This is a genomic window from Micromonospora sp. C95 (assembly GCF_018070465.1).
Classification (GTDB): Bacteria; Actinomycetota; Actinomycetes; order Mycobacteriales; family Micromonosporaceae; genus Micromonospora.
The window spans coordinates 439,508-458,569 of record NZ_JAGPXT010000001.1 but is presented as its reverse complement, the minus strand read 5'-3'; the positions used below and the strand labels follow the sequence as shown (position 1 = coordinate 458,569).

The window sequence follows — 19,062 nt, the reverse complement described above, 5'->3', positions numbered from 1 at the left end:
GCCCGTCGCCGTAACGGACGTCAGAGGGTCAGCGTCCAGGTGTTGATGTACCCGGTGTCACCGCCGTAGACGTCACGAACCTGGAGTCGCCAGGTGCCGTTCGCCGCCTCGCTGGACAGGTTCACCGGGTAGGTGGCGTTCACGTTGTCCGTGCCGTCGAAGATGCTGCTGTTCTTCAGCCGGTAGGACGAGCCGTCCGGAGCGAGCAGGTCGATGACCAGGTCGCCCCGGTAGGTGTGCACGATGTTCACCGCGACCGTCGAGCTCGACGAGGCGTTCCGGTTGCAGCCGGAAATGGTGATCGAGCTGGTCACCGCCGAGCCCCTGTCCGGGATCGACACGTCCGTGCCGTTGGTCCCGGAGCAGCCACCGCCGCTGCCGCCGGTCACCGTGAGCGAGTACGTCGCGCTTTTGGTGCCGGAGGCCGCGCTGCCGGTGACGGTCACGGTGTACGTGCCGGACGGCGTGCTGGCCGAGGTGCTGATGGTCAGCGTGGACGATCCACCCGAGGTGACGGTTGCCGGGCTGAACGAGGCGGTCGCCCCGGACGGCAGGCCGCTGGCCGAGAGGCTCACCGACTGCGCGGAGCCGTTTGTGGTGGCGGTGGCCACGGTGGCGGTCGCCGAGCTGCCCGCCGTGACCGAGCCGGCGGTCGGCGACACCGAGACCGAAAAGTCGTTCGTCGGCGGCGGGGTGCTGCCGTTGACCACGTAGAGCAGCTGGTTGGGGGTGCCGCTGCCCACGTTCGAGATCACGTTCGGGGTGGAGTTGGTGACCAGGTAGTCCCGGACCTGCTGCGGGCTCCACGACGGGTTGGCCGAGAGCACCAGAGCCGCCGCCCCGGCGACGTGCGGCGAGGCCATCGAGGTGCCGCTGATGGTGTTCGTCGCGGTGTCGTTCGTGTGCCAGGCGGAGGTGATGCTCACTCCGGGGGCGAGGATGTCCACGCAGGTGCCGTAGTTGGAGAAGCTGGCGGCGGCGTCGTTGCTCTGGGTGGCACCGACGGTGATCGCCGGTGCGGCCCGGGCCGGCGAGTAGTTGCAGGCGTTCTGCCGCTGGCCGAGGGCGTTGCCGTTGCCGGCGGCCACCGCGTACGTCACGCCGGAGTTGATGGAGTTGACGACCGCGTTGTCGACCGAGGTGTTGGCCCCGCCGCCGAGGCTCATGTTGGCCACGGCCGGCTTCACCGCGTTTGCGGTGACCCAGTCGATGCCGGCGATGACACCGGCGTTGGTGCCGCTGCCGGAGCAGTTGAGCACCTTGACCGCCACCAGGCGGGTCGCCTTGGCCACGCCGTACGCCGAGCCACCGACCGTGCCGGCCACGTGCGTGCCGTGGCCGTTGCAGTCGGTGTTGTTGGAGTCGACCGTGTTGGTGCCCCAGGTCGCCCGACCGCCGAAGTCCGAGTGGGTGGTCCGGATGCCGGTGTCGATGACGTACGAGGTCACGTTCGTGGCCGTGTTGGGGTACGTGTACGAACTGTTGAGCGGCAGGTTCCGCTGGTCGATCCGGTCCAGGCCCCAGGACGGGGGGTTCGTCTGGGTGCCCGCGATGGAGACGACGTGGTTCTGTTCGACGTACGCGACGGCCGGGTCCGCGGCGATCCGCGCTGCGGCCCGCGCGCTGACCCGCAGCTCGGCACCACGGACGGCGGCGCTGTACGTCCGGGCCGTGACACCGCCGTGCCGGCGCAGCAGCCGGTCCACGGAGGAACCGACGGACGTACGACTGACCTCGCTGTCCTTGAACACGACGATGTAACTGTCCTTGACGGCGGTCGCGCCACCGGCGCTTCGGACGGTGCCGACCGGCTCGGCCGCCATGGCCGGCGTGGCCGCCGCCACCATGGCCAGCGTGGCCAGCCCGACGAGCACGGATCTCTGTGGAAGAGCCATCTTCCTACCTCCCTCCGACCGGCACCGAACGTCCACCTGCTCGTGGCAGATTGATCGATGAATGCCGATCACGGTGAGGGTAGTTGGATGTGTGCGGACAGTTAAACATGTCGGATCCCTCATAACACTGGCGAGATGGTTCCCCTACGGGGGACGGGTACGGGAGGAACGGGGGACGGCCCCGGATTCGCCGGGCCGGAAATCGGGCAAGGCTGATGGACATGCAGAGCCATCTCGCCCTCCTGCTTCCGGTCGCCGCCGTCTGGTGGACCGCCGGCTATCTCGCGGACGGGCTACCCCGCCTGCGCCACGCGCGCGAGCTACGCCAGCAGGCCGGCCGACTGCTCGCGCTGACGTTTACCGGGCTCGGTCTGACGCTGGCTCTGCCGATCGCCGGGCTGGTCACCGCCGGGCCGACAGTGGCGGACCGAGCCGCCGACGCGCTGACGCTCGCCGCCGTACCCGCCCTGCTGGTGGCCGGCTGCACGGTGCGCCGGTTGCGCCGGTTGTGGGCGGGAGCCGGCGCGCTGGCCGTCGCTGCCGGGACACCGGCCCCGCACGGGCTGCGGGCCGCCGCTGCCCACCCACTGATCGGACTGCCGTTGCAGGTGACCGGTCTGGCGCTACTGCCGGCAGTGATCGCCGCGAGCGGTGCCGGCCAGTACCTCGGGCCCTCGGCGACCGGGCCGGCGATCACCATCGCGGCGCTGGCCGTCGCGGCCATCGGCGTACGCCACGCATTGCGGCACAACCGGTTCGCCGAGCGGGCCAGGCCCGAACGGGTGGCGTCACCGCGCCCGGCCGCCAGCGCCCTGCACGTATAGCAGTTCCAGGATCGCCCTGGTCGCCTCGAACCAGCGGTCGAGCCACCCGGGTGGCGGCACGCTGCCCTTCGGCGGCAACTCCAGCAACAGCCCACGCAGCAGCGGATGGTCCACCAGGGAGCCGTCGTCCGCCGTCGACCAGCCGGTGGCCGGGAAGGACGGCTCGGTGAGTGGATTCGGGTCCAGCGACGGCAGGGTGAGCGGCGACGGCGGCTCCGCAGTCGCCGGGGTCTCCCGGCCCGTGTGGTCGGTCTCCGCCGACACCACCTCGGTCAGCACGGTGTCCCGCCGCGCTCCGCGATACTTGCCGCCGAACCGTTCCGGCTTTCCCGGCCCGTTGGTGAGGTTCTCCGACCCGATACTCGTCATCCTTCTCGCCTGCCTCGCTCGGTTACCCGCCCTGCCGGGGGGATGTCGACCAGCGCGTACCGAGAAGTACAACGACACGGGCACGATGTGGCGACGGCAGCCGGCGCGGCACGCGGGACTGCGGGCCGCTGCCGACGCCGTTCGGCTGCCGATGCCCGCCACCACCGCCGGTCACGACAGCGGATCCCCGCTCGGCCGGTGGGCCGAGCGGGGATCCGTCGTCACCGTCCCCGGGAGCGTCACACCCGGGGGAACGCGCCGTCCCTGGTGCTGGCGACGAAAGCGTGCCAGTCGCCCGGTGCGAAGACCAGGGCCGGTCCGGCCTTGTCCTTCGAATCCCGGACGCCGACCGCGCCGGTCACGTACGCCACCTCGACGCAGTTGTCACAGTTCGGCCCGCTCTTCGAGCTCTTGAACCATGTCGCCTGCGCCAGGTTCACGGAGAATCCTTGCGTCGCCACTTCCACAACGGCTCCTCTGCCAGTCTCGCGATGTACTCCACGGACTCCTCCGGACGTTCGGCCGCTGCTCGAATGTGATCGAAGATGAAGCTGTACTTCTGTAGCTCGTCGCTCTTCTCCAGGAAGAGCCCACCCGTGGCGTTCTCCGCGTACACGACATCCGGATCACCGGGTTCGGGGAAGCTGAGGATCGTGAAGGTGCCGTCCATGCCGGCGTGCGCCCCCACCTCGAACGGCAGGACCTGAAGCGTCACGTTCGGCAGCTGCGCCACCTCCACCAACCGTTTGAGCTGGTCACGCATGACCGTGTCCCCGCCCACCGGACGGCTCAACACCGCCTCATCGAGCACCACCCACAGATCGACCGGATCATCCTGGGTCAACAACGACTGACGGCCGAGTCGGACACGCACCCGTTGCTGTACCTGTTCCGGACTGAAATCGGGGCGGGCCGCGCGGATCATCGCGCTCGCGTAGTCCTCGGTCTCCAGCAGCCCCGGCACCACCTGCTGCTCGTAGGCGCGAATCGAACTGGCCGCCGCCTCCAGGCCCACGTACGCCCCGACCAGCACCGTGCTGTACGGGTGCCACCAGCCCTTCTGTCGCGCCTCACGGGCGATCTGCACCAGCTCGTCGCTCTCGGCACCCATCACCCCGTAGATCCGGAGCATGTCGCGCACGTCGCGGGGCGTGGCGGTGGTGTGGCCGGTCTCGATCCGCGACACCTTGGACGCCGAGCACTCCAACTGCTCCGCCACGGACTCGATGGTGATGCCGGCTGCCTCACGCTGGCGGCGCAGTTCCGCGCCGAGCCGGCGCCGCCGGATGGTCGGGCTGCGCCGCTCGCTCACCGTGTCACCTCTCCCGCCTCGACGCGCCGCGCTGATCGCCCACCCACGGCGCGATCCTTGCGGCGAGCGTTCGCGGCGTGGGGTGGTTCCGGTCCTCGGCCGGCCGCGGCGGGCGAAACCGGCTCTCAGTGTGCCGTCCGGGTGGCGGCCCATTCAAGCGCTGTTTCGCGCGAGCCGCTCACGTATCGGCAAAAGTCGACGTGCAACTTGCATGAAGCACACTCCTGATGCACTCTGTCCGTATGACCCGGGTTACTGACCGTCTCCGATCCGTCTCCACGAGTGATCAACGTTGTGCCGAGATGGGTCACCGGGCAGGCGCGCCATCAGCGGTTCCGCACTGACCGACCGGGCCACCCGCTCCGGCCCCCGAGACACGACCTCGTCGCCGGAGCCGAACAACCCCCATCATCCCCAGCCGGCCCTTCCCCGCCGGCCGACCCATCCAGGAGCCCATGTGCTTCCCCGCTCCGGTGACGTGCTGCACGTGACACGCGCGGCGAGTGTCCAGTTCCTCAGACCCATCCTGTTCCGGGTGATCCGGGTACTCGACCGGCCGACCTACGACGGTTGGCTCTGGCTCGAAGGCTACGAGTTGAACGCGGCGGGGGACGCGGTCAACCGTCGATCGATCTTCGTCCAGCGGGCCGGGCTGCGGCAGGTCCAAGCCGCCCCGCAGCCGCGTCCGCACACCGTACGCTCGGCCCGCCGGCCGGTCGTACGGACGCCGGTTCGGGTGCACTGAACACCACGAACCTCAGGTGAAAAGGATTCGGGGGGCATGCCGCCGACATAGAATCGGTATGCCCACCCCGGCACATCTACACCCCGCGCCTCCCGGACCCCGAACCTGGGATGGCCATGGTCAAAATGTCCGCGCGGGAGCCACGCCGGCCCCGCATCGCCTACACCTTCGGGCTCCTGGCGCTTCTCGGTGCCGTCACCACCCTGGTGGTGCTGGGCCGCGATCCGGCCCTGTCGTCCACCCGGCTGGCCGAGCCCGTACCGGCTCCGGAGATCACTGTCGTGGAGAGCGAACCAGTCGAGCCGGACATCACGACCGACGGTGTCTGGGACGCCTTCGCCCACGACGGTTTCTTCGGCCAACCGGCCGACCGACCGGCGGAGTCCGCCGACGACTCCCCGCAGCCCTCGTACCCGACCGAGCAGAACGCGCCGGCCAGGGCGACGAGTGACCACAGCCGGGCGGAACTCAGCCGTTCGCTGTTCTGGTCCGGGGTGTTCGGGCTGGCGATCTCCCTCGCCGGGCTGGGGCTGGTCGGTACCAGGCGCCGCATGTGGTGACCCGGGCGATCACCCCGTGGGGCTCGCCGTCGCGGTCGGCTCGGTGGGCGGCTCGGTCGTCGTCGGGGGCGACGGACTCGGACTGGCCGAGGCGACCACCAGACGAACCTCGTCACCGGCCGCCACCAACTCGCCGGCCTCCGGGTCGGTGGCGATGACGGTCCCCTCCGGCTGGTCCGACGGGCGGTACTCCACCTCGTAGTCGAGGTCGAGCCCGTCCAGCGCCGCCCGTGCCGCCGCCTCCGGCAGACCCACGAGCGGCGGTACCGGCACCTCGGCCGGCGCGGCGCTCGTCGTCGGTGGTGGTGACGGGGACGCGGTGGTCGGCGACGGCGACGCCGTGGTCGGCGGGGCCTGGGTGGTCGGCGAGGGCGACTCCGATGCCGGCCCGTCACCGTCGAGCCCCTGGCGGGCCAACCAGAACCCGCCCCCGATCAGGGCGAGCAGGAGCAGCAGCAGGACGCCCCAGAGGATCGGCAGCCACCACGGCCGACCCGGCTGCTCGTCGGCGTACCAGTCGCCGCCGGCCGGCTGGCGGTCCACCCCCGGCCGCACCGAGGGGACCTCCGCGCGGCCGGACCACGCCGCCGCACCGGAGCGCTGGGTCGGCGGCAGCTGCGCGGTGGCGTCGGCGGGTGCCGCCGGCTCTCCGGTCGCCCGGTCCATCGGCGCGGTCTCGTCGGGCGTCCGCCCCAGTGGGGCCGTTTCGTCCGGCGTACGCTCCGGCTCTGCGGCCACCCGGTCGATCGGCGCGGTCTCGTCCGGCGTACGCCGAAGCGGCGCGGTCTCGTCCGGGTTGTCGCCGGACAGCGAAAGCGGACGGGTCCGGTCGTCCGGTGGCCCGTCGGTCGGCTCCTGGCGGTCGTCGCTCACGGCACGTCCTTTCCGCCGATCGGGCGGGCAACAGGCCCCTCGACCGTCAACCTAGCGGTTCTGCCGGTCATCGCTCGGCATCAGCGTGTCGGGTGGGCGTCACGGCGCCGGAGCGCTCGCGTCCACACTCGGCGGCGTGCCGCACCAGATCTGGACCACGTCGTTCCACCTGCCGACCGTGCCGCCCGACGGTCGTTGTGCGGTTACCGTGCCGGAGCGCCCGCCCGGATATCGCGGGGAGAAGCCGTCGTCGACGAGTTCGGCCCTTGCCTCGTTGCACGTCTCGCCGATCAGATCCGGCACCTCGTTCGGCGGTGCGGCCCCCGCAACGTTGATTTTTACGGTGACACCACGCCGCACCGGCGTGCCGGGAGCCGGGTCGGTGCTGCGCACGCTGGGACTGTCGCCGCGGCCGAAGATGAATTGCCAGCCCAGACCCAGGTCGCGCAGCTCCTGCCTGGCCTCCTCGAAGTCCATGCCGACCAGGTCCGGAACGGTGAGCCCGGTCGGCCGCGATGGGCTGGGGCTACTGCTCGGCCGGGTCGGCGTGGTCGACGGCGGCTGTTCCCGAGGCGGTGAGGTCCGGACGGCGGGCGTCGGGGTGGGGGTGGGGGTCGCGCCGGAGGACACCGCATCCGGTCCCACCTGGTCTCCAGCGAGCACCCAGCCCCCGGCGGCACCGATGATCGCGAGCAGTACGGCGGCGACCCCACCACCGATGATCATTCTTGTTCGGTCCGGGGTGGTGCCACCGCGCCCCGGCCGCCCGTCCGTGGTCCCGTCCGTCATCCCGCCCACCGCCTCATTCCCCGCGACCATAGCGACCGGGGCCAAGCACTGTCCGTGACCGTTACCGGTCAATGCCGCGCACGACTCGCCGCACCGACCACAGGACGTTACGCTGCCCGGCATGGCCAGACAGGGCTGGGGAGGATCGATCGCCACCGCGGCCGGCGTGGCAGCCGGTGCCGGTGCGGCCCAACTGGGTTTCGGATACGGCCTGGGCATTCTCAACTGGGCGCCCCCGGCGGCGACCGCCGGCACGGCGACCTGGGTGGCGAGCCTGATCTGGGCGACCTGGATCGCCGCCACGTCGACCATTTTCGGTGCGGTCTGCGCTCAACGGCTGCACGACCGTCGGCGGGCCGCATCCCCGTCCGACAACTCGACGCCGGTCGGATCGCCCACCTCAGACGCCCCGCTTCCACCGTCCGGCACCGCAGCGCCGCCCAGTTCCGCAGCGGCGCCCAGTTCCGCAGCAGCGGCCAGCGAGTCGACGACGTCCGACCGCCCGGTTCCGCCCTCCACTGACCGTCCGCCCGCCACCGCCGAGCAGATCGGTGGCGGGCTGCGGGGAATCGCGCTGGCCGTGGCCGCCGGCCTGGGCGCGCTGATCACGGTGTTGCTGGTCGCCGTGCCGGCCCGGGTCGCGGTGGTGCCGGACACCCCGTCTCCCCGGGACATGGCCGCCGGGTACGCGGCGGTCGGCGTCCTGATCGGGACACTCGTGGCGATCTGGGGGCTGCGTTGTCGAGCCGCCGCCACGAATGTCATCGCCACCGCCGGCTGGCTCTGGCTGCTCGCGGTCGTCGCCGTGGTCGACTCGGTGCTCGCCGGTCGCGGACTGACCACCGCACAGCTCGGCATCTGGCAACTCAGCTCGGACAGCGACCAGTTCTGGGTCCGGGACTACTTCTACTGGCCCGGGGCGGTCCTGTCGCTCGGTTCGGCACTGGTGATCGGCGCGTTGGCTGCCCGCAGGGGAGTCCGGACGACCGACCGGCGGGTCGGTGCCACCGCTTCGGGTGCCGCCGGACCGCTGCTGGTGGCCATCGCCTACTTCCTCGCCGTGCCGAGGCTCACCGCGATCAGCCCGGAACAGGTGTCCGCCCATCTGACCGCCCCGTACGCGGTGATCGTCGGCATCGGCGGGTCGGTCCTGGTGGCGGCACTGGCCCAGCGGTCGGCCCGCCGATCGGGCGGCCCCGACGCGGCCCCGGTGGTGCCCCGGCAACGGGTCGGTGACTCCGACCGGCACACGCCCGGATCCGAACGGGATGCCGACCGGCCCGGGCCGGATGCCGAGCCGTCCGCGCCCGACGCTGTGCGGTCCGGGCCGGGTGTCCCGCTGTCCTCGACGAGTGCCACGCGGTCCGCGGCGGCCGCCGACCGGATCGACCAGACGGTGGCCGGCAAGGTGACGGCGGCCCCGAAGGAGACCGCATCGGCGGCAACCGCATCGCGACCGGCAGCGGTCGAGCCAGCGGCGGTCAAGCCGGCAGCACCGAAACCGGCAGCGCAGCCGGAAAGGCCGGCGCAGACGGGTGGGAGAACCGGCTCCTCGCCGTCCGAGGCATCGTCCGGCAACGAAGAGACGCCCGATGCCGGGAACCGCCGCGGCCGTCCCCGGCAGCGCGGTCGCTAGTCTGGATCTTGGTACGAAACGGCCCACCGAGAGGCGATTCCGCACCAAGAACCGGTGAGGTTGCCGCTTCGCTCAGTCGAGCGGCCAGGTGTGCACCGGATCGTTCGTGTACTGCAACTCCGCGTAGCGCTGGAGCATGTGGTGCAGCGCGGCCCGGCGATCCAGGCCCAGGTGCCGCTCGGCGGCCCACACGGTGGCGGTCTGCCAGACCGCGCCGTTGCGTCCGGCGCGACAGCGTTGCTCGATGATGCCGAGCAGCCGGTCCCGGTCGGCGGGGGCGACGCCGAAGCCGTCGAGGCCGGCTGCGGCGAGCGGCAACAGCGTGTCGAGCACCAGCGTGGTCACCGGTACCTCGCCCAGCTGCGGCCAGTGCAGGATCGCGTCCATGCCCCGGCGGGCGGCGGCGTGGAAGTTCTCCTCGGCGGAGCTGAAGGTGAGTTGGCTCCAGATCGGCCGGTCGGCCTCGGCCATGCCCCGGACCAGCCCGAAGTAGAAGGCGGCGTTGGCCAGCATGTCGACCACGGTGGGACCGGCCGGTAGCACCCGGTTCTCCACCCGCAGATGGGGGCGGCCGTTCATGATGTCGTACACCGGCCGGTTCCACCGGTAGACGGTGCCGTTGTGCAGCCGCAACTCGGCCAGCTCGGGAACGCCGCCGGCGTGCAGGACCTCCACCGGATCCTCGCTCTCGCAGATCGGCAGCAGGGGCGGGAAGTAGCGGACGTTCTCCTCGAACAGGTCGAAGATCGAGGTGATCCACCGCTCACCGAACCAGACCCGGGGCCGTACGCCCTGAGCCTTCAGCTCGTCCGGCCGAGTGTCGGTGGCCTGCTCGAACAGGGCGATGCGCGTCTCCGCCCAGAGCTGCCGATCGTAGAGAAACGGCGAGTTGGCGCCCACGGCCACCTGGGCTGCGGCGATCGCCTGGGAGGCGTTCCAGTAGTCGGCAAAGCTGTCCGGCGCCACCTGGAGGTGGAACTGGAGGCTGGTGCAGGCCGCCTCCGGCGCGATCGAGTCGTTGTGCGTACGCAGCCGCTCGACGCCGCGGATGTCGAGCTCGATGTCCTCGCCCCGGGCCCACACGATCTGGTCGTTGAGCACCCGGTACCGCTCGTTGGTCGAGAGGTTGTCCGCCACCAGGTGGCGCTCGTTCAACGTGGGCAGGATGCCGACCAGAACGATCCTGGTGTCCGACCGCGCCGCGCGTTCGTTGGCCCGGTCGAGGCTGGCGCAGAGGTCACGCTCGTAGTCGGCGAACCCGTTGCCGGAGATCAGCCGTGGATTCGCGTTCAGTTCCAGGTTGAACTGGCCGAGCTCGGTCTGGAACAACGGGTCGGCGATCGCGGCGAGGATCTCCTCGTTGCGCATGGCCGGTTCGGCCGCCGGGTCGACCAGGTTGAGTTCGATCTCCAGCCCGGTCATCGGCCGGTCGGCGTCGAAGCCGAAGTCGTCAAGCATCAGCGCGAACACGTCCAGGCAGCGACGGACCTTCTGCCGGTACCGAACTCGATCCTCACGGGAGAAGGCGGCTCGATCGACGTCCCTGCCCATGCTTCCTCCCGGCGCGCGACGCCACGGTACGGTGCCGCTCCGCAGCGCACTGTGAACCATACTCGTTGGAAGCGTCGATCCGGCTGTCCCGAAGATCGGTCCATTGCCGCAGTCCACCCGGGCTCAGCGGTTGATCGCATCGCCTTGACCAGGTCGGTCGCTCCCACTGGAGTACGTACCCACCCGTACCGCCGAACCCTCGGCGATCAGCTGCGAACAAGTTGTGACAATTCGCACCAGCACCGGCGTGCGGGCCCCGAACAGCCGACAGGCCCGCGCGGTGCGGGCGCGGGCCTGTCGGGGCGTACGGATCAGGACTGCCGGATGGCCTCGCCCTCGATCTCGATCTTGATCTTCTTGCCGACCAGGACGCCGCCGGACTCCAGGGCCACGTTCCAGGTCAGGCCGAAGTCCTCGCGGTCGATCTCGGTGCTCGCCGAGAAGCCGAAGATGTCCTGGCCGAAGGGGCTGCGGCCGACACCCTCGAACTCGACCTTGAGGTCGACCGGACGGGTCACGTCCTTGATGGTCAACTCGCCGGACAGGACGAACTCGTTGCCCTCGTGCGACTTCACGCCGGTGCTGCGGTACTCCAGCGTGGCGAACTTCTCCGCGTCGAGGAACTCGGGGCTGCGCAGGTGCGCGTCCCGGTCCGCCTGGGCGGTGTTGATGCTGGCGGCCTGGATGGTGGCGGAGACCGTGGACTCCAGTGGCTCCTCGGCGATGGTGATGGTGGCGCTCGCGTCCGCGAACTCGCCGCGAACCTTGCTCACCATCATGTGCCGGGCGACGAAGCCGACCCGCTTGTGCGCCACATCCAGCAGGTAGGTGCCGGCCGCCGGGATGGTGAGGCCGTTCCACTCGCGGGTAACCGGCTCGGTGCTGCTGGTCATGAGAGACTGCCCTCCAGGAGACATTGTTTAGTAGCCCAACGGCTGCGTCAGCAACTATAGCGTCGGCAATATTCCTGCTGTCAAGTATTGGTACGATGGACGGGTGGAAGCGAACACGTTCGACGACCCTCGGATCACGGCTGTCGGCCTGCTCTTCGAGGTGCACGCCGGGTTGGCCGCCCGATTCGCCGCCCAGCTGGAGGAACACGGCCTGTCATCGGTCGAGTTCGAGGTGTTGACCAGGCTCACCCGGTCGCCCGCCAATCAACTGCGGATGACCGATCTCGCCGCCCAGACCTCACTGTCCACCAGCGGCGTGACCCGGGTGGTGGACCGGATGGAACGCGACGGGCTGATCACCCGCCGCGCCTGCCCCTCCGACCGGCGCAGCTCGTACGCGGTCGTGACGCCCGCCGGCCTGCGCCGGCTCGACGAGAGCCTGCCCGGACATCTTCAGCTCATCGAGGACTGGTTCACCGGACAACTCGACCCGGCCGCGCTGGAAGCACTCCTCGACGGCCTGCGCCGGGTCCGCGACGCCGTGCATCCCTGCGCGACCGCCGGCAGTCGATCCGCCGCGCCGGGCGAGAACCCGTCCGAGTGCGCCGAGAACGGGACGGAACCGTCCGTACCGGGTGGCCAGCCGGGCCGGTGAGGCATCCCCGCGTCGTCCCCGCCAGCGGTTGCTGTCGGCGCCGACGGCTGCGGACCCTGGGTGTGCACGGCACCAGCCGAGCGTCACCTCACCGGCAGAAAGACCGGCAGAACCACGGGGTCAATGGGCGATAGCTCATCAAACCCGACAGACGGGCCGGCTACGCCTCGCTAGTCTCGCAGCGGCGGGGGCAGCGGGGGGCACCGGCGCGGGCGATGAGCGAGGGGTGGCAACAGGGGGCTTCCTCGCCCGCGCCGTCCCCGTCCCCGCCACCGATGGTCCGTCGGTGGTCCCTCACCGCCCGTCCGCCGTCGGGCCGTTCCGGGCCACCGACAGCACGTAGAGCAGTTCCTCCTCGTGGTTGAGCAGCCGGACACCAGCCTCCTGGCAGGCCACCTCCAGCCGATCGAGCACACCCGCGTCGGAGGTGCTCGCCGCCAAGCCCACCAGAGCCTCCACCACCGTGCGTCTGTCCCGTCCGGTCTCGTCCGGCTCCGTCGCGGCCGCGAACCACTCCGCCGCGACCTCCCGGTCGCCACGATGCAGCGCCAGGTGACCCTCGATCAGCGCCCCGATGCCATCGAGTGGACGCAACTCGGCCAGCACCTCGGCGGCCTCGGCCGCGCGACCGTCCTGGGCGAGCGCCAGACCCAGCGTCCCCAGCACCTGGCGCCGACCGCGCGGGGTGCCCAGATCGCTGAACGCGGCCAACACCCGGCGAGCCTCGTCGACCGCGTCGGCGTACCGGCCCTCCAGGCGGAACACCTCCGCGACGGTGCCCCGGGCCAGCAACCGCAGCCGCTGCTCCGCGCACTGCCCACCGAGCCGGTCCACCACGGCCAGCCGACGACGTGCCGTGGCCAGGTCACCGAGTCTCATCTCGTGCCACGCCAGCTGATGCTGCGCGACGGCCATCTGGCGGGTCATGCCGTGCTCGGTGGCCAGGGCCAGTACCGCCTCCGCCTGCTCCCGCGCCTGGTCCGGCCGTCCGGTCGCGGCCAGCAGGACGCCGAGCACCGTGCGCGCCGCCAACTCACCCGGCACGTCAGCGAGCCGACGAAACTCCGCCAACGCCGCGCGGGCAGTCGGCAGCTCCGTCGCGGCCGCACCGTGCTCACCGGCGAGCATCGCCACACCCACCGAGGCCCACGCGCGCAGGGCCGGATCGGCGTCGGCGGTACGCGGGTCGGCCAGCAGGCGCAGCAGCCACTGCCGACCGACCACGTCCCGGCCGCGTGACCGCCACCAGCGGGGCAGGCTCACCGCGAGGCGTAACGCGGTCAACGGGTCGTCGACCGCCGCGTACGCCAGGGCCGAGCTGATGTCGCCGGTGACCTCGTCGAGACGGTGCGCGGCGGCACTGGCACCGGCGCCGGTCAACCCCGGGGCGGTCCGCTCCACCAGCCGGGTCACCACCCGCGCGTGGCGACGTCGGATCACCGTCGACTCGCCGGTGCCGGACGCCTGCTCGACGGCGTAGTCACGGACGGCGTCGACGAGCCGGAACCGATACGCTCCGCCACCCCGTACGCTCAGCAGACCGAGATCGAGGAAGCGGTTCAACAGCGGCACCGGATCGACGCCGGTGCCGGCGAGCATCTCCTCGGCCAACTCCACCGACCACCGGTTACCGAAGGCAGCGAGCTGGCGCAGCGCCGCCTGGTCCTCGACGGCGAGCAGGCGGTAGCTGGTGGCCACCGCGTCGCGCAGGGTCTCCACCACCGAGGTACGAGCGTCGTCGCCCCGGGGCCGCGGCTCCCAACCGCTGTGGGCGGCGGCCGAGGTGTCCAGATCCAGCACCCGGTCGCCATACCGGTCGAGCAGTTCGGTGAGGTCGAGCAACCGCCCGCGCGCCGCCATCAGTTCGATCGCCAGCGGCAGCCCACCCAGCCGTCGGACCAGGGCGGCCAGCGCCGGTAGCTCGGCGTCGTCCGGCGGTTCCCGCCGGACCTGGGCCAGCCGCGAGGTGAACAGGGTCACCGCCGGATAGCCGGCGAGGGTGGCCGGATCGGTGTCGCCCGGTGACGGCACCTCCAACGGCGACACGGGACGCACCCACTCACCCGGCAGGCCGACCGGATGCCGACCGGTGACCACCACCCGCAGCGACGGCACCACACCGACGAGCCGCCGCAGAGTACCGGCCACCGGGTCGGGTGCCCGTTCCACGGCATCCACCAGCAGCAGCGCCCGACGGTCGCCGAGCCGGGCGGCCAACTCGGCGTCCCGGGCGACGCCGAAGACCGTCATCACCGCGGCGTGCACGTCGGCCGCGTCCGACCCGGCACCGATCAGGACACCGGCGACGCCGCCAGGGTGGGTGGGCGCAGCGGCATGGACCGCCGCCAACGCCAGTGCCGTCTTGCCGACGCCGGCCAACCCCACCAGGCTCACCACTCGGGGACCGCGCGGATCATTCAGCAACGCGGCCAGCTCGGTGACGTCATGCTCACGGCCGATCAGTTCCGGTGGTGGCGGCAGCCCCAGCGGGGTACCGGCCCCGGACCGGGCGGTCGTCGGCCCGGTGCCTCGGGCGGCGGCCAGGAAGGCCGCGCGGGTGGGACCGGTCAGTCCGAGCGCCCCGGCGAGCAGTTCCACCGTGGTGCGCTGTGGCCGGGTGGACCGGCCGCGTTCCAGATCACGCACCGTCCGCACCCCGACGCCGGCACGGGCGGCCAGCTCAGCCTGGGTGGCGCCGGCAGCCAGCCGATGCGCCCGCAGCAGCTCCGGAAGACCGGCGTGCGGCGGGCCGGATCGACGATCATGACCGGGAGCCATGGGCACGGACAATACGGGCCAGGCCCGACATCGGACACAGGATCGTCGGCCACCCGACGATGCCGTGCCGAAAGCCGACAACGACCGGTCGGGAACGGACGGCCGTCGATGCTTTCGGTAGCACCCTCCGGGGCGCACCCCGGCCGGAGCCGGCTACCGACCGGGCTCGCTCACATACCCAGGTCGCGAGCGATGATCATGCGCTGCACCTCGGAGGTGCCCTCGCCGATCTCCAGGATTTTGGAGTCCCGCCAGAACCGGGCCACCGGGTACTCGTTCATGAAGCCGTATCCACCGTGGATCTGGGTCGCCTCGCGGGCGTTGTCCACCGCGATCGTGCTCGCGTGCAGCTTGGCGATCGCCGCCTGCCGCTTGAACGGCTCGCCGGCCAGCATGCGGGCGGCGGCGTCGTAGTACGCGAGCCGGGCGGTGTACGCCTTCGCCTCCATGTCAGCGATCTTGAACTGGATCGCCTGGTAGTTGCCGATCGGCTGGCCGAAGGCGTGCCGCTGCTTCGCGTACTTGATCGACTCATCGACGCAGCCCTGGGCGAGGCCGACGGCCAGCGCGGCGATGGCGATCCGACCCTCGTCGAGGATGCGCAGGAACTGGGCGAAGCCGCGACCACGCTCGCCGAGCAGGTTCTCCGCCGGCACCCGGCAGTCGTCGAAGGTCAGCTCGTGGGTGTCCGAGGCGGTCCAGCCGACCTTGGAGTAGCCGGGCGCGACGGTGAAGCCGGGGGTGCCGCTGGGCACGATGATGGAGGACAACTCCTTCGTGCCGTCCGGCCCGGTGCCGGTGACGGCGGTGACGGTGACCAGGGCGGTGATGTCGGTGCCGGAGTTGGTGATGAACGCCTTCGAGCCGTTGATGACCCATTCGCCGGTCGCCTCGTCCAGCACCGCCCGGGTCTCGGTGCCCCCCGCGTCCGAGCCGAAGCCCGGCTCGGTCAGCCCGAACCCGGCCAGCGCCTCGCCGCTGAGCAACCGGGGCAGCCACCGCGCCTTCTGCTCGTCGGTGCCGAACCGGTAGATCGGCATCGCGCCCAGCGAGACCGCCGCCTCCAGGGTGATCGCCACGCTGGAGTCGACCCGGGCAAGCTCCTCCAGGGCCAGGCAGAGGGCGAAGTAGTCGCCGCCCATGCCGCCGTGCTCCTCGGCGAAGGGCAGGCCGAACAGGCCCATCTTGCCCATCTGGCGGATGATCTCGTACGGGAAGGTGTGCTGCTCGTAGTGCTCGGCGATGACCGGCGCGACCACCTCGCGGGCGAAGTCCCGCACGCTGTCCCGCAGCGCCTGATGCTCCTCGGAGAGCCGGAAGTCCATCGGGTTTCCTCCTGTGTGGACGGCCCGCCGGGCGCTCGTGAGGCCGGGACGGGAACGTGCTGGTGCCGGACGGACGACTCAGACCGGGGTGACGCCGTGCCGCCGTCGGGAGAAGTGCCGCTGCTTGCTTCGGGAGGCGGCGAACCGGCGTACCAGTTCCGCGCGCAGTTCCTGCGGCTCGACGATGGCGTCGACCACCAGCTCGCTGGCGAGCCTTACGACGTCGATGTCCCGCTCGTACTCCTCGCGCTTCGCGGCGACGAACGCGGCCCGCTCGGTTTCGTCCTCGATGGCGGCGATCTTGTTGGCGTAGACGGCGTTCACCGCGGCCTCCGCACCCATCACCGCGATCTTCGCCGTGGGCAGGGCGATGGTGGCATCCGGTTCGAAGCCCGGACCGGCCATGGCGTAGAGGCCGGCGCCGTACGCCTTGCGCACCACCACGCAGATCTTCGGCACGGTCGCCTCGGAGATCGCAGTGATCATCTTCGCGCCGTGCCGGATGATGCCCTGCTTCTCCACGGCGCTGCCGACCATGAAGCCGGGCACGTCGCTCAGGAACAGCAGCGGCACGTTGAACGCGTCGCAGAGCTGCACGAACCGGGTCGCCTTGTCGGCCGAGTCGACGAAGAGCACCCCGCCCTTGAACATCGAGTTGTTGCCGACCACGCCGACGACCTCGCCGTTCAGCCGACCGAACCCGATGGTCAACTCCTTGGCCCAGAGGGCCTGGATCTCGAAGAAGCTCTCCTCGTCGAGCAGGCCCTTGACGTACCGCCGCATGTCGAAGGCCTGCCGCTCGCTCGCCGGCACCAGCGCGGCGAGGTCGGCCTTTGCCGGTGCCTCGACGGCGGGAGCGGCGGGCGGCTGCTGCGTCCAGTTCGGCGGCAGGTACGACAGGTAGCGCTTCACCACGTCGAGCGCCTCCGCCTCGGACTTGCAGAGGAAGTGCCCGACGCCGGACTCGGCGCAGTGCACCCGCGCTCCGCCCATCGCTTCGAGGGTGGTCTTCTCACCGGTGACCATCTCGACCATCCGGTCCGAGCCGAGGTACATGCTGGCGTTGCCCTCGACCATGGCGACCACGTCGCAGAACGCCGGAATGTACGCCCCGCCGGCCGCGCTCGGCCCGAACAGCGCGCAGACCTGGGGGATCGAGCCGGAGGCGCGGACCTGGTTCCAGAAGATCTTCCCGGCGCCGCGCCGCCCGGGGAACAGCTCGACCTGGTCGGTGATCCGGGCACCCGCCGAGTCGACCAGGTAGACCATCGGGACGCCGGTGTCGTACGCCCGCTCGATGATCCGGATGATCTTCTCGACGGTGCGGGCGCCCCAGCTGCCGGCCTTGACGGTGGAGTCGTTGGCCATCAGGCAGACCTGACGACCGTCGACGGTGGCGGTGCCGGTGACCACGCCGTCCGCCGGCAGCCCCTCGGCGAGGGCGTTGGCGTAGAGCCCGTCCTCGACGAAGGAGCCCTCGTCGACCAGCAGCGCGACCCGCTCCCGCGCGAACAGCTTGCCCTTGGCCGCGTTCGCCGCGTGGTACTTCTCCGCGCCGCCGGCCCGGACCCGCTTGCGCAGCTGCTCCAGCACCTCACCGTCACCCGTCACCACGGCCCCCAACCCACGCAACCTGAACGATCGTTAGGCTACCCCACCCTCACCCACCCCCGCACCACCCACCACCCTCCCCAGCCCCACGCGATCTTGCACTTTCGGTCGCCGAAATGTCGGACAACAATGGATCTACCCCGACCGAAAGTGCAAGATCGCGTGGCCGGGGTGGTGGGGGTGGGGCGGTCAGGTGGGCAGTGGAGTTAGGCGGGTGCGGGGGCCGGCGCGGAGGATGGCGGAGGGGAGGGTGCGGGCGGTCAGGTACTCGGCCAGCTCGGCGACCTCGATGAGGGCGTCCAGGTCGATGCCGGTGTCGATGCCCATGTCGTGCAGCATGTGCACCGCCTCCTCGGTAGCCAGGTTGCCACTGGCCCCGGGCGCGTACGGGCAGCCGCCCAGTCCGCCGACGCTGGCGTCGAACTCGGTGACCCCGAGTTCCAGGGCGGTCAGCAGGTTGGCCAGCGCGGTGCCCCGGGTGTTGTGGAAGTGCAGCAGCAGCGGCACGTCGGCGTTGCGGTCGCGTACGGCGGTGAGCAGGTCACGGACCCGTCGGGGCGTACCCATGCCGGTGGTGTCGCCGAACGCGACGCGGTCGGCGCCGTCGCGAACCACCCGGTCCACGATGGCGGCCACCCGCGCCGGGTCGGTGTCTCCCTCGTACGGGCAGCCGAAGCTGGTCGCGACGATCACTTCGGCGCGGGCACCGGCGCCGTGCAGCAGGTCGATCAACTCGGCGATGTCGTCGAGGGACTCGTCGGTGGACCGGTTGACGTTGCGCCGGTTGTGCGTGTCGCTGGCCGAGACGACCACCTCGATCTCGGTGAAGCCGGCGGCCAGGGCACGCTGCGCGCCGCGCGTGTTCGGCACGAGTGCCGAGTAGCGCACCCCGTCGACCCGCTGCGCCCGTCGCCACACCTCGTCCGCGTCGGCCATCTGCGGGATCGCCCGGGGATGCACGAACGACACCGCCTCGATCCGTCGTACCCCCGTGCGGGAGAGCGCGTCGAGCAGCCGCACCTTGGCGTCGGTCGGGATCGGCGCCTCGTTCTGCAACCCGTCGCGCGGCCCGACCTCACGAATGGACACGTACTCCGGCATCTCCGCCACCCAGCCACCTCGCTGTAACACACCCCGCCCCCAACCACCCCCAGCATGTCACGCCCCACCCCACCTCATCCCCACCCCTTTCCCCCGGCGATCATGAAGTTGTTGTCCACGACACGCCGGGCGAGGCACAACAACT

Annotated in this window: 17 protein-coding genes; 5 read left to right on the top strand and 12 right to left on the bottom strand. The window is 71.1% G+C overall.

Annotated features, from left to right (window positions below):
* Positions 1-20: 20 nt before the first annotated feature.
* Positions 21-1,895 (bottom strand): S8 family serine peptidase, encoded by a 1,875-nt coding sequence (locus KBX00_RS02115; RefSeq protein ID WP_307867955.1) that lies wholly within the window; start codon positions 1,893-1,895, stop codon positions 21-23.
* A gap of 221 nt (positions 1,896-2,116) precedes the next feature.
* Between KBX00_RS02115 and KBX00_RS02110 the strand changes: the two genes are divergently transcribed.
* Entirely contained in the window at positions 2,117-2,719 is a 603-nt protein-coding gene (locus tag KBX00_RS02110) for a hypothetical protein (RefSeq protein WP_210822589.1), read from the top strand.
* On the opposite strand, the gene KBX00_RS02105 is transcribed toward KBX00_RS02110, so the two are convergent.
* The 3 genes from KBX00_RS02105 to KBX00_RS02095 form a co-directional block, all read right to left on the bottom strand.
* Positions 2,684-3,088, bottom strand: a complete 405-nt coding sequence (locus KBX00_RS02105; RefSeq protein ID WP_210822588.1) for a hypothetical protein — start codon at positions 3,086-3,088, stop codon at positions 2,684-2,686. The genes KBX00_RS02110 and KBX00_RS02105 overlap by 36 nt on opposite strands.
* 239 nt (positions 3,089-3,327) lie before the next feature.
* A complete protein-coding gene (locus KBX00_RS02100; protein ID WP_164448725.1) occupies positions 3,328-3,549 on the bottom strand; it encodes a DUF397 domain-containing protein in 222 nt (73 codons plus the stop codon).
* Positions 3,525-4,400, bottom strand: a complete 876-nt coding sequence (locus KBX00_RS02095) for a helix-turn-helix transcriptional regulator (RefSeq protein ID WP_210822586.1) — start codon at positions 4,398-4,400, stop codon at positions 3,525-3,527. Before KBX00_RS02095 ends, KBX00_RS02100 begins: the two co-directional genes overlap by 25 nt.
* Positions 4,401-4,857: 457 nt before the next feature.
* Between KBX00_RS02095 and KBX00_RS02090 the strand changes: the two genes are divergently transcribed.
* Entirely contained in the window at positions 4,858-5,145 is a 288-nt protein-coding gene (locus KBX00_RS02090) for a hypothetical protein (RefSeq protein ID WP_210822584.1), read from the top strand.
* A 125-nt stretch (positions 5,146-5,270) separates the two neighbouring features.
* Positions 5,271-5,705, top strand: a complete 435-nt coding sequence (locus KBX00_RS02085; RefSeq protein WP_301547143.1) for a hypothetical protein — start codon at positions 5,271-5,273, stop codon at positions 5,703-5,705.
* A gap of 9 nt (positions 5,706-5,714) precedes the next feature.
* On the opposite strand, the gene KBX00_RS02080 is transcribed toward KBX00_RS02085, so the two are convergent.
* Both KBX00_RS02080 and KBX00_RS02075 read right to left on the bottom strand, forming a co-directional pair.
* Positions 5,715-6,578, bottom strand: coding sequence for a PASTA domain-containing protein (locus tag KBX00_RS02080; protein ID WP_307867953.1), 864 nt, complete (start codon positions 6,576-6,578; stop codon positions 5,715-5,717).
* A gap of 99 nt (positions 6,579-6,677) precedes the next feature.
* Positions 6,678-7,367, bottom strand: coding sequence for a PASTA domain-containing protein (locus KBX00_RS02075; RefSeq protein ID WP_210822581.1), 690 nt, complete (start codon positions 7,365-7,367; stop codon positions 6,678-6,680).
* A 121-nt stretch (positions 7,368-7,488) separates the two neighbouring features.
* Here KBX00_RS02075 and KBX00_RS02070 point away from each other — a divergent pair, with 121 nt between their 5' ends.
* Positions 7,489-9,003 carry a hypothetical protein gene (locus KBX00_RS02070; protein WP_210822579.1) on the top strand — a complete coding sequence of 505 codons (1,515 nt, stop codon included), beginning with the start codon at positions 7,489-7,491 and terminating at the stop codon, positions 9,001-9,003.
* 72 nt (positions 9,004-9,075) lie between these two features.
* Here the strand turns inward: KBX00_RS02070 and KBX00_RS02065 are convergent, their stop codons facing one another.
* Both KBX00_RS02065 and KBX00_RS02060 read right to left on the bottom strand, forming a co-directional pair.
* Positions 9,076-10,554 carry a glutamate--cysteine ligase gene (locus KBX00_RS02065; protein ID WP_210822577.1) on the bottom strand — a complete coding sequence of 493 codons (1,479 nt, stop codon included), beginning with the start codon at positions 10,552-10,554 and terminating at the stop codon, positions 9,076-9,078.
* A gap of 311 nt (positions 10,555-10,865) precedes the next feature.
* The gene (locus tag KBX00_RS02060; RefSeq protein ID WP_210822575.1) at positions 10,866-11,447 is read right to left on the bottom strand and encodes a YceI family protein; all 582 of its coding nucleotides are present in this window, start codon (positions 11,445-11,447) and stop codon (positions 10,866-10,868) included.
* A 103-nt stretch (positions 11,448-11,550) separates the two neighbouring features.
* On the opposite strand from KBX00_RS02060, the gene KBX00_RS02055 reads away from it, so the two are divergent.
* Positions 11,551-12,102: a MarR family transcriptional regulator gene (locus KBX00_RS02055; protein WP_307867952.1), complete on the top strand. Its 552-nt coding sequence runs from the start codon at positions 11,551-11,553 to the stop codon at positions 12,100-12,102.
* Between the two features lie 294 nt (positions 12,103-12,396).
* Here the strand turns inward: KBX00_RS02055 and KBX00_RS02050 are convergent, their stop codons facing one another.
* From KBX00_RS02050 to KBX00_RS02035, 4 genes are all read right to left on the bottom strand, one after another.
* A complete protein-coding gene (locus KBX00_RS02050; protein WP_210822574.1) occupies positions 12,397-14,880 on the bottom strand; it encodes a helix-turn-helix domain-containing protein in 2,484 nt (827 codons plus the stop codon).
* A gap of 170 nt (positions 14,881-15,050) precedes the next feature.
* Complete coding sequence (locus KBX00_RS02045) at positions 15,051-16,205, bottom strand: acyl-CoA dehydrogenase family protein (protein WP_210822572.1); 1,155 nt, start codon at positions 16,203-16,205, stop codon at positions 15,051-15,053.
* 78 nt (positions 16,206-16,283) lie between these two features.
* On the bottom strand, positions 16,284-17,816 hold the full coding sequence (locus KBX00_RS02040; RefSeq protein ID WP_210822570.1) for an acyl-CoA carboxylase subunit beta: 1,533 nt from the start codon (positions 17,814-17,816) through the stop codon (positions 16,284-16,286).
* Between the two features lie 189 nt (positions 17,817-18,005).
* A complete protein-coding gene (locus tag KBX00_RS02035; RefSeq protein ID WP_210822862.1) occupies positions 18,006-18,917 on the bottom strand; it encodes a hydroxymethylglutaryl-CoA lyase in 912 nt (303 codons plus the stop codon).
* Positions 18,918-19,062: the final 145 nt, after the last annotated feature.

Excerpts from the sequence above, each read along its gene's own strand:
- KBX00_RS02050 (WP_210822574.1), bottom strand. The coding sequence starts at position 14,880 with ATGGCTCCCGGTCATGATCGTCGATCCGGCCCGCCGCACGCCGGTCTT.
- KBX00_RS02085 (WP_301547143.1), top strand. The coding sequence starts at position 5,271 with ATGTCCGCGCGGGAGCCACGCCGGCCCCGCATCGCCTACACCTTCGGG.
- KBX00_RS02070 (WP_210822579.1), top strand. The coding sequence starts at position 7,489 with ATGGCCAGACAGGGCTGGGGAGGATCGATCGCCACCGCGGCCGGCGTG.
- KBX00_RS02075 (WP_210822581.1), bottom strand. The coding sequence starts at position 7,367 with ATGACGGACGGGACCACGGACGGGCGGCCGGGGCGCGGTGGCACCACC.
- KBX00_RS02045 (WP_210822572.1), bottom strand. The coding sequence starts at position 16,205 with ATGGACTTCCGGCTCTCCGAGGAGCATCAGGCGCTGCGGGACAGCGTG.
- KBX00_RS02115 (WP_307867955.1), bottom strand. The coding sequence starts at position 1,895 with ATGGCTCTTCCACAGAGATCCGTGCTCGTCGGGCTGGCCACGCTGGCC.
- KBX00_RS02110 (WP_210822589.1), top strand. The coding sequence starts at position 2,117 with ATGCAGAGCCATCTCGCCCTCCTGCTTCCGGTCGCCGCCGTCTGGTGG.
- KBX00_RS02105 (WP_210822588.1), bottom strand. The coding sequence starts at position 3,088 with ATGACGAGTATCGGGTCGGAGAACCTCACCAACGGGCCGGGAAAGCCG.
- KBX00_RS02035 (WP_210822862.1), bottom strand. The coding sequence starts at position 18,917 with ATGCCGGAGTACGTGTCCATTCGTGAGGTCGGGCCGCGCGACGGGTTG.
- KBX00_RS02060 (WP_210822575.1), bottom strand. The coding sequence starts at position 11,447 with ATGACCAGCAGCACCGAGCCGGTTACCCGCGAGTGGAACGGCCTCACC.
- KBX00_RS02065 (WP_210822577.1), bottom strand. The coding sequence starts at position 10,554 with ATGGGCAGGGACGTCGATCGAGCCGCCTTCTCCCGTGAGGATCGAGTT.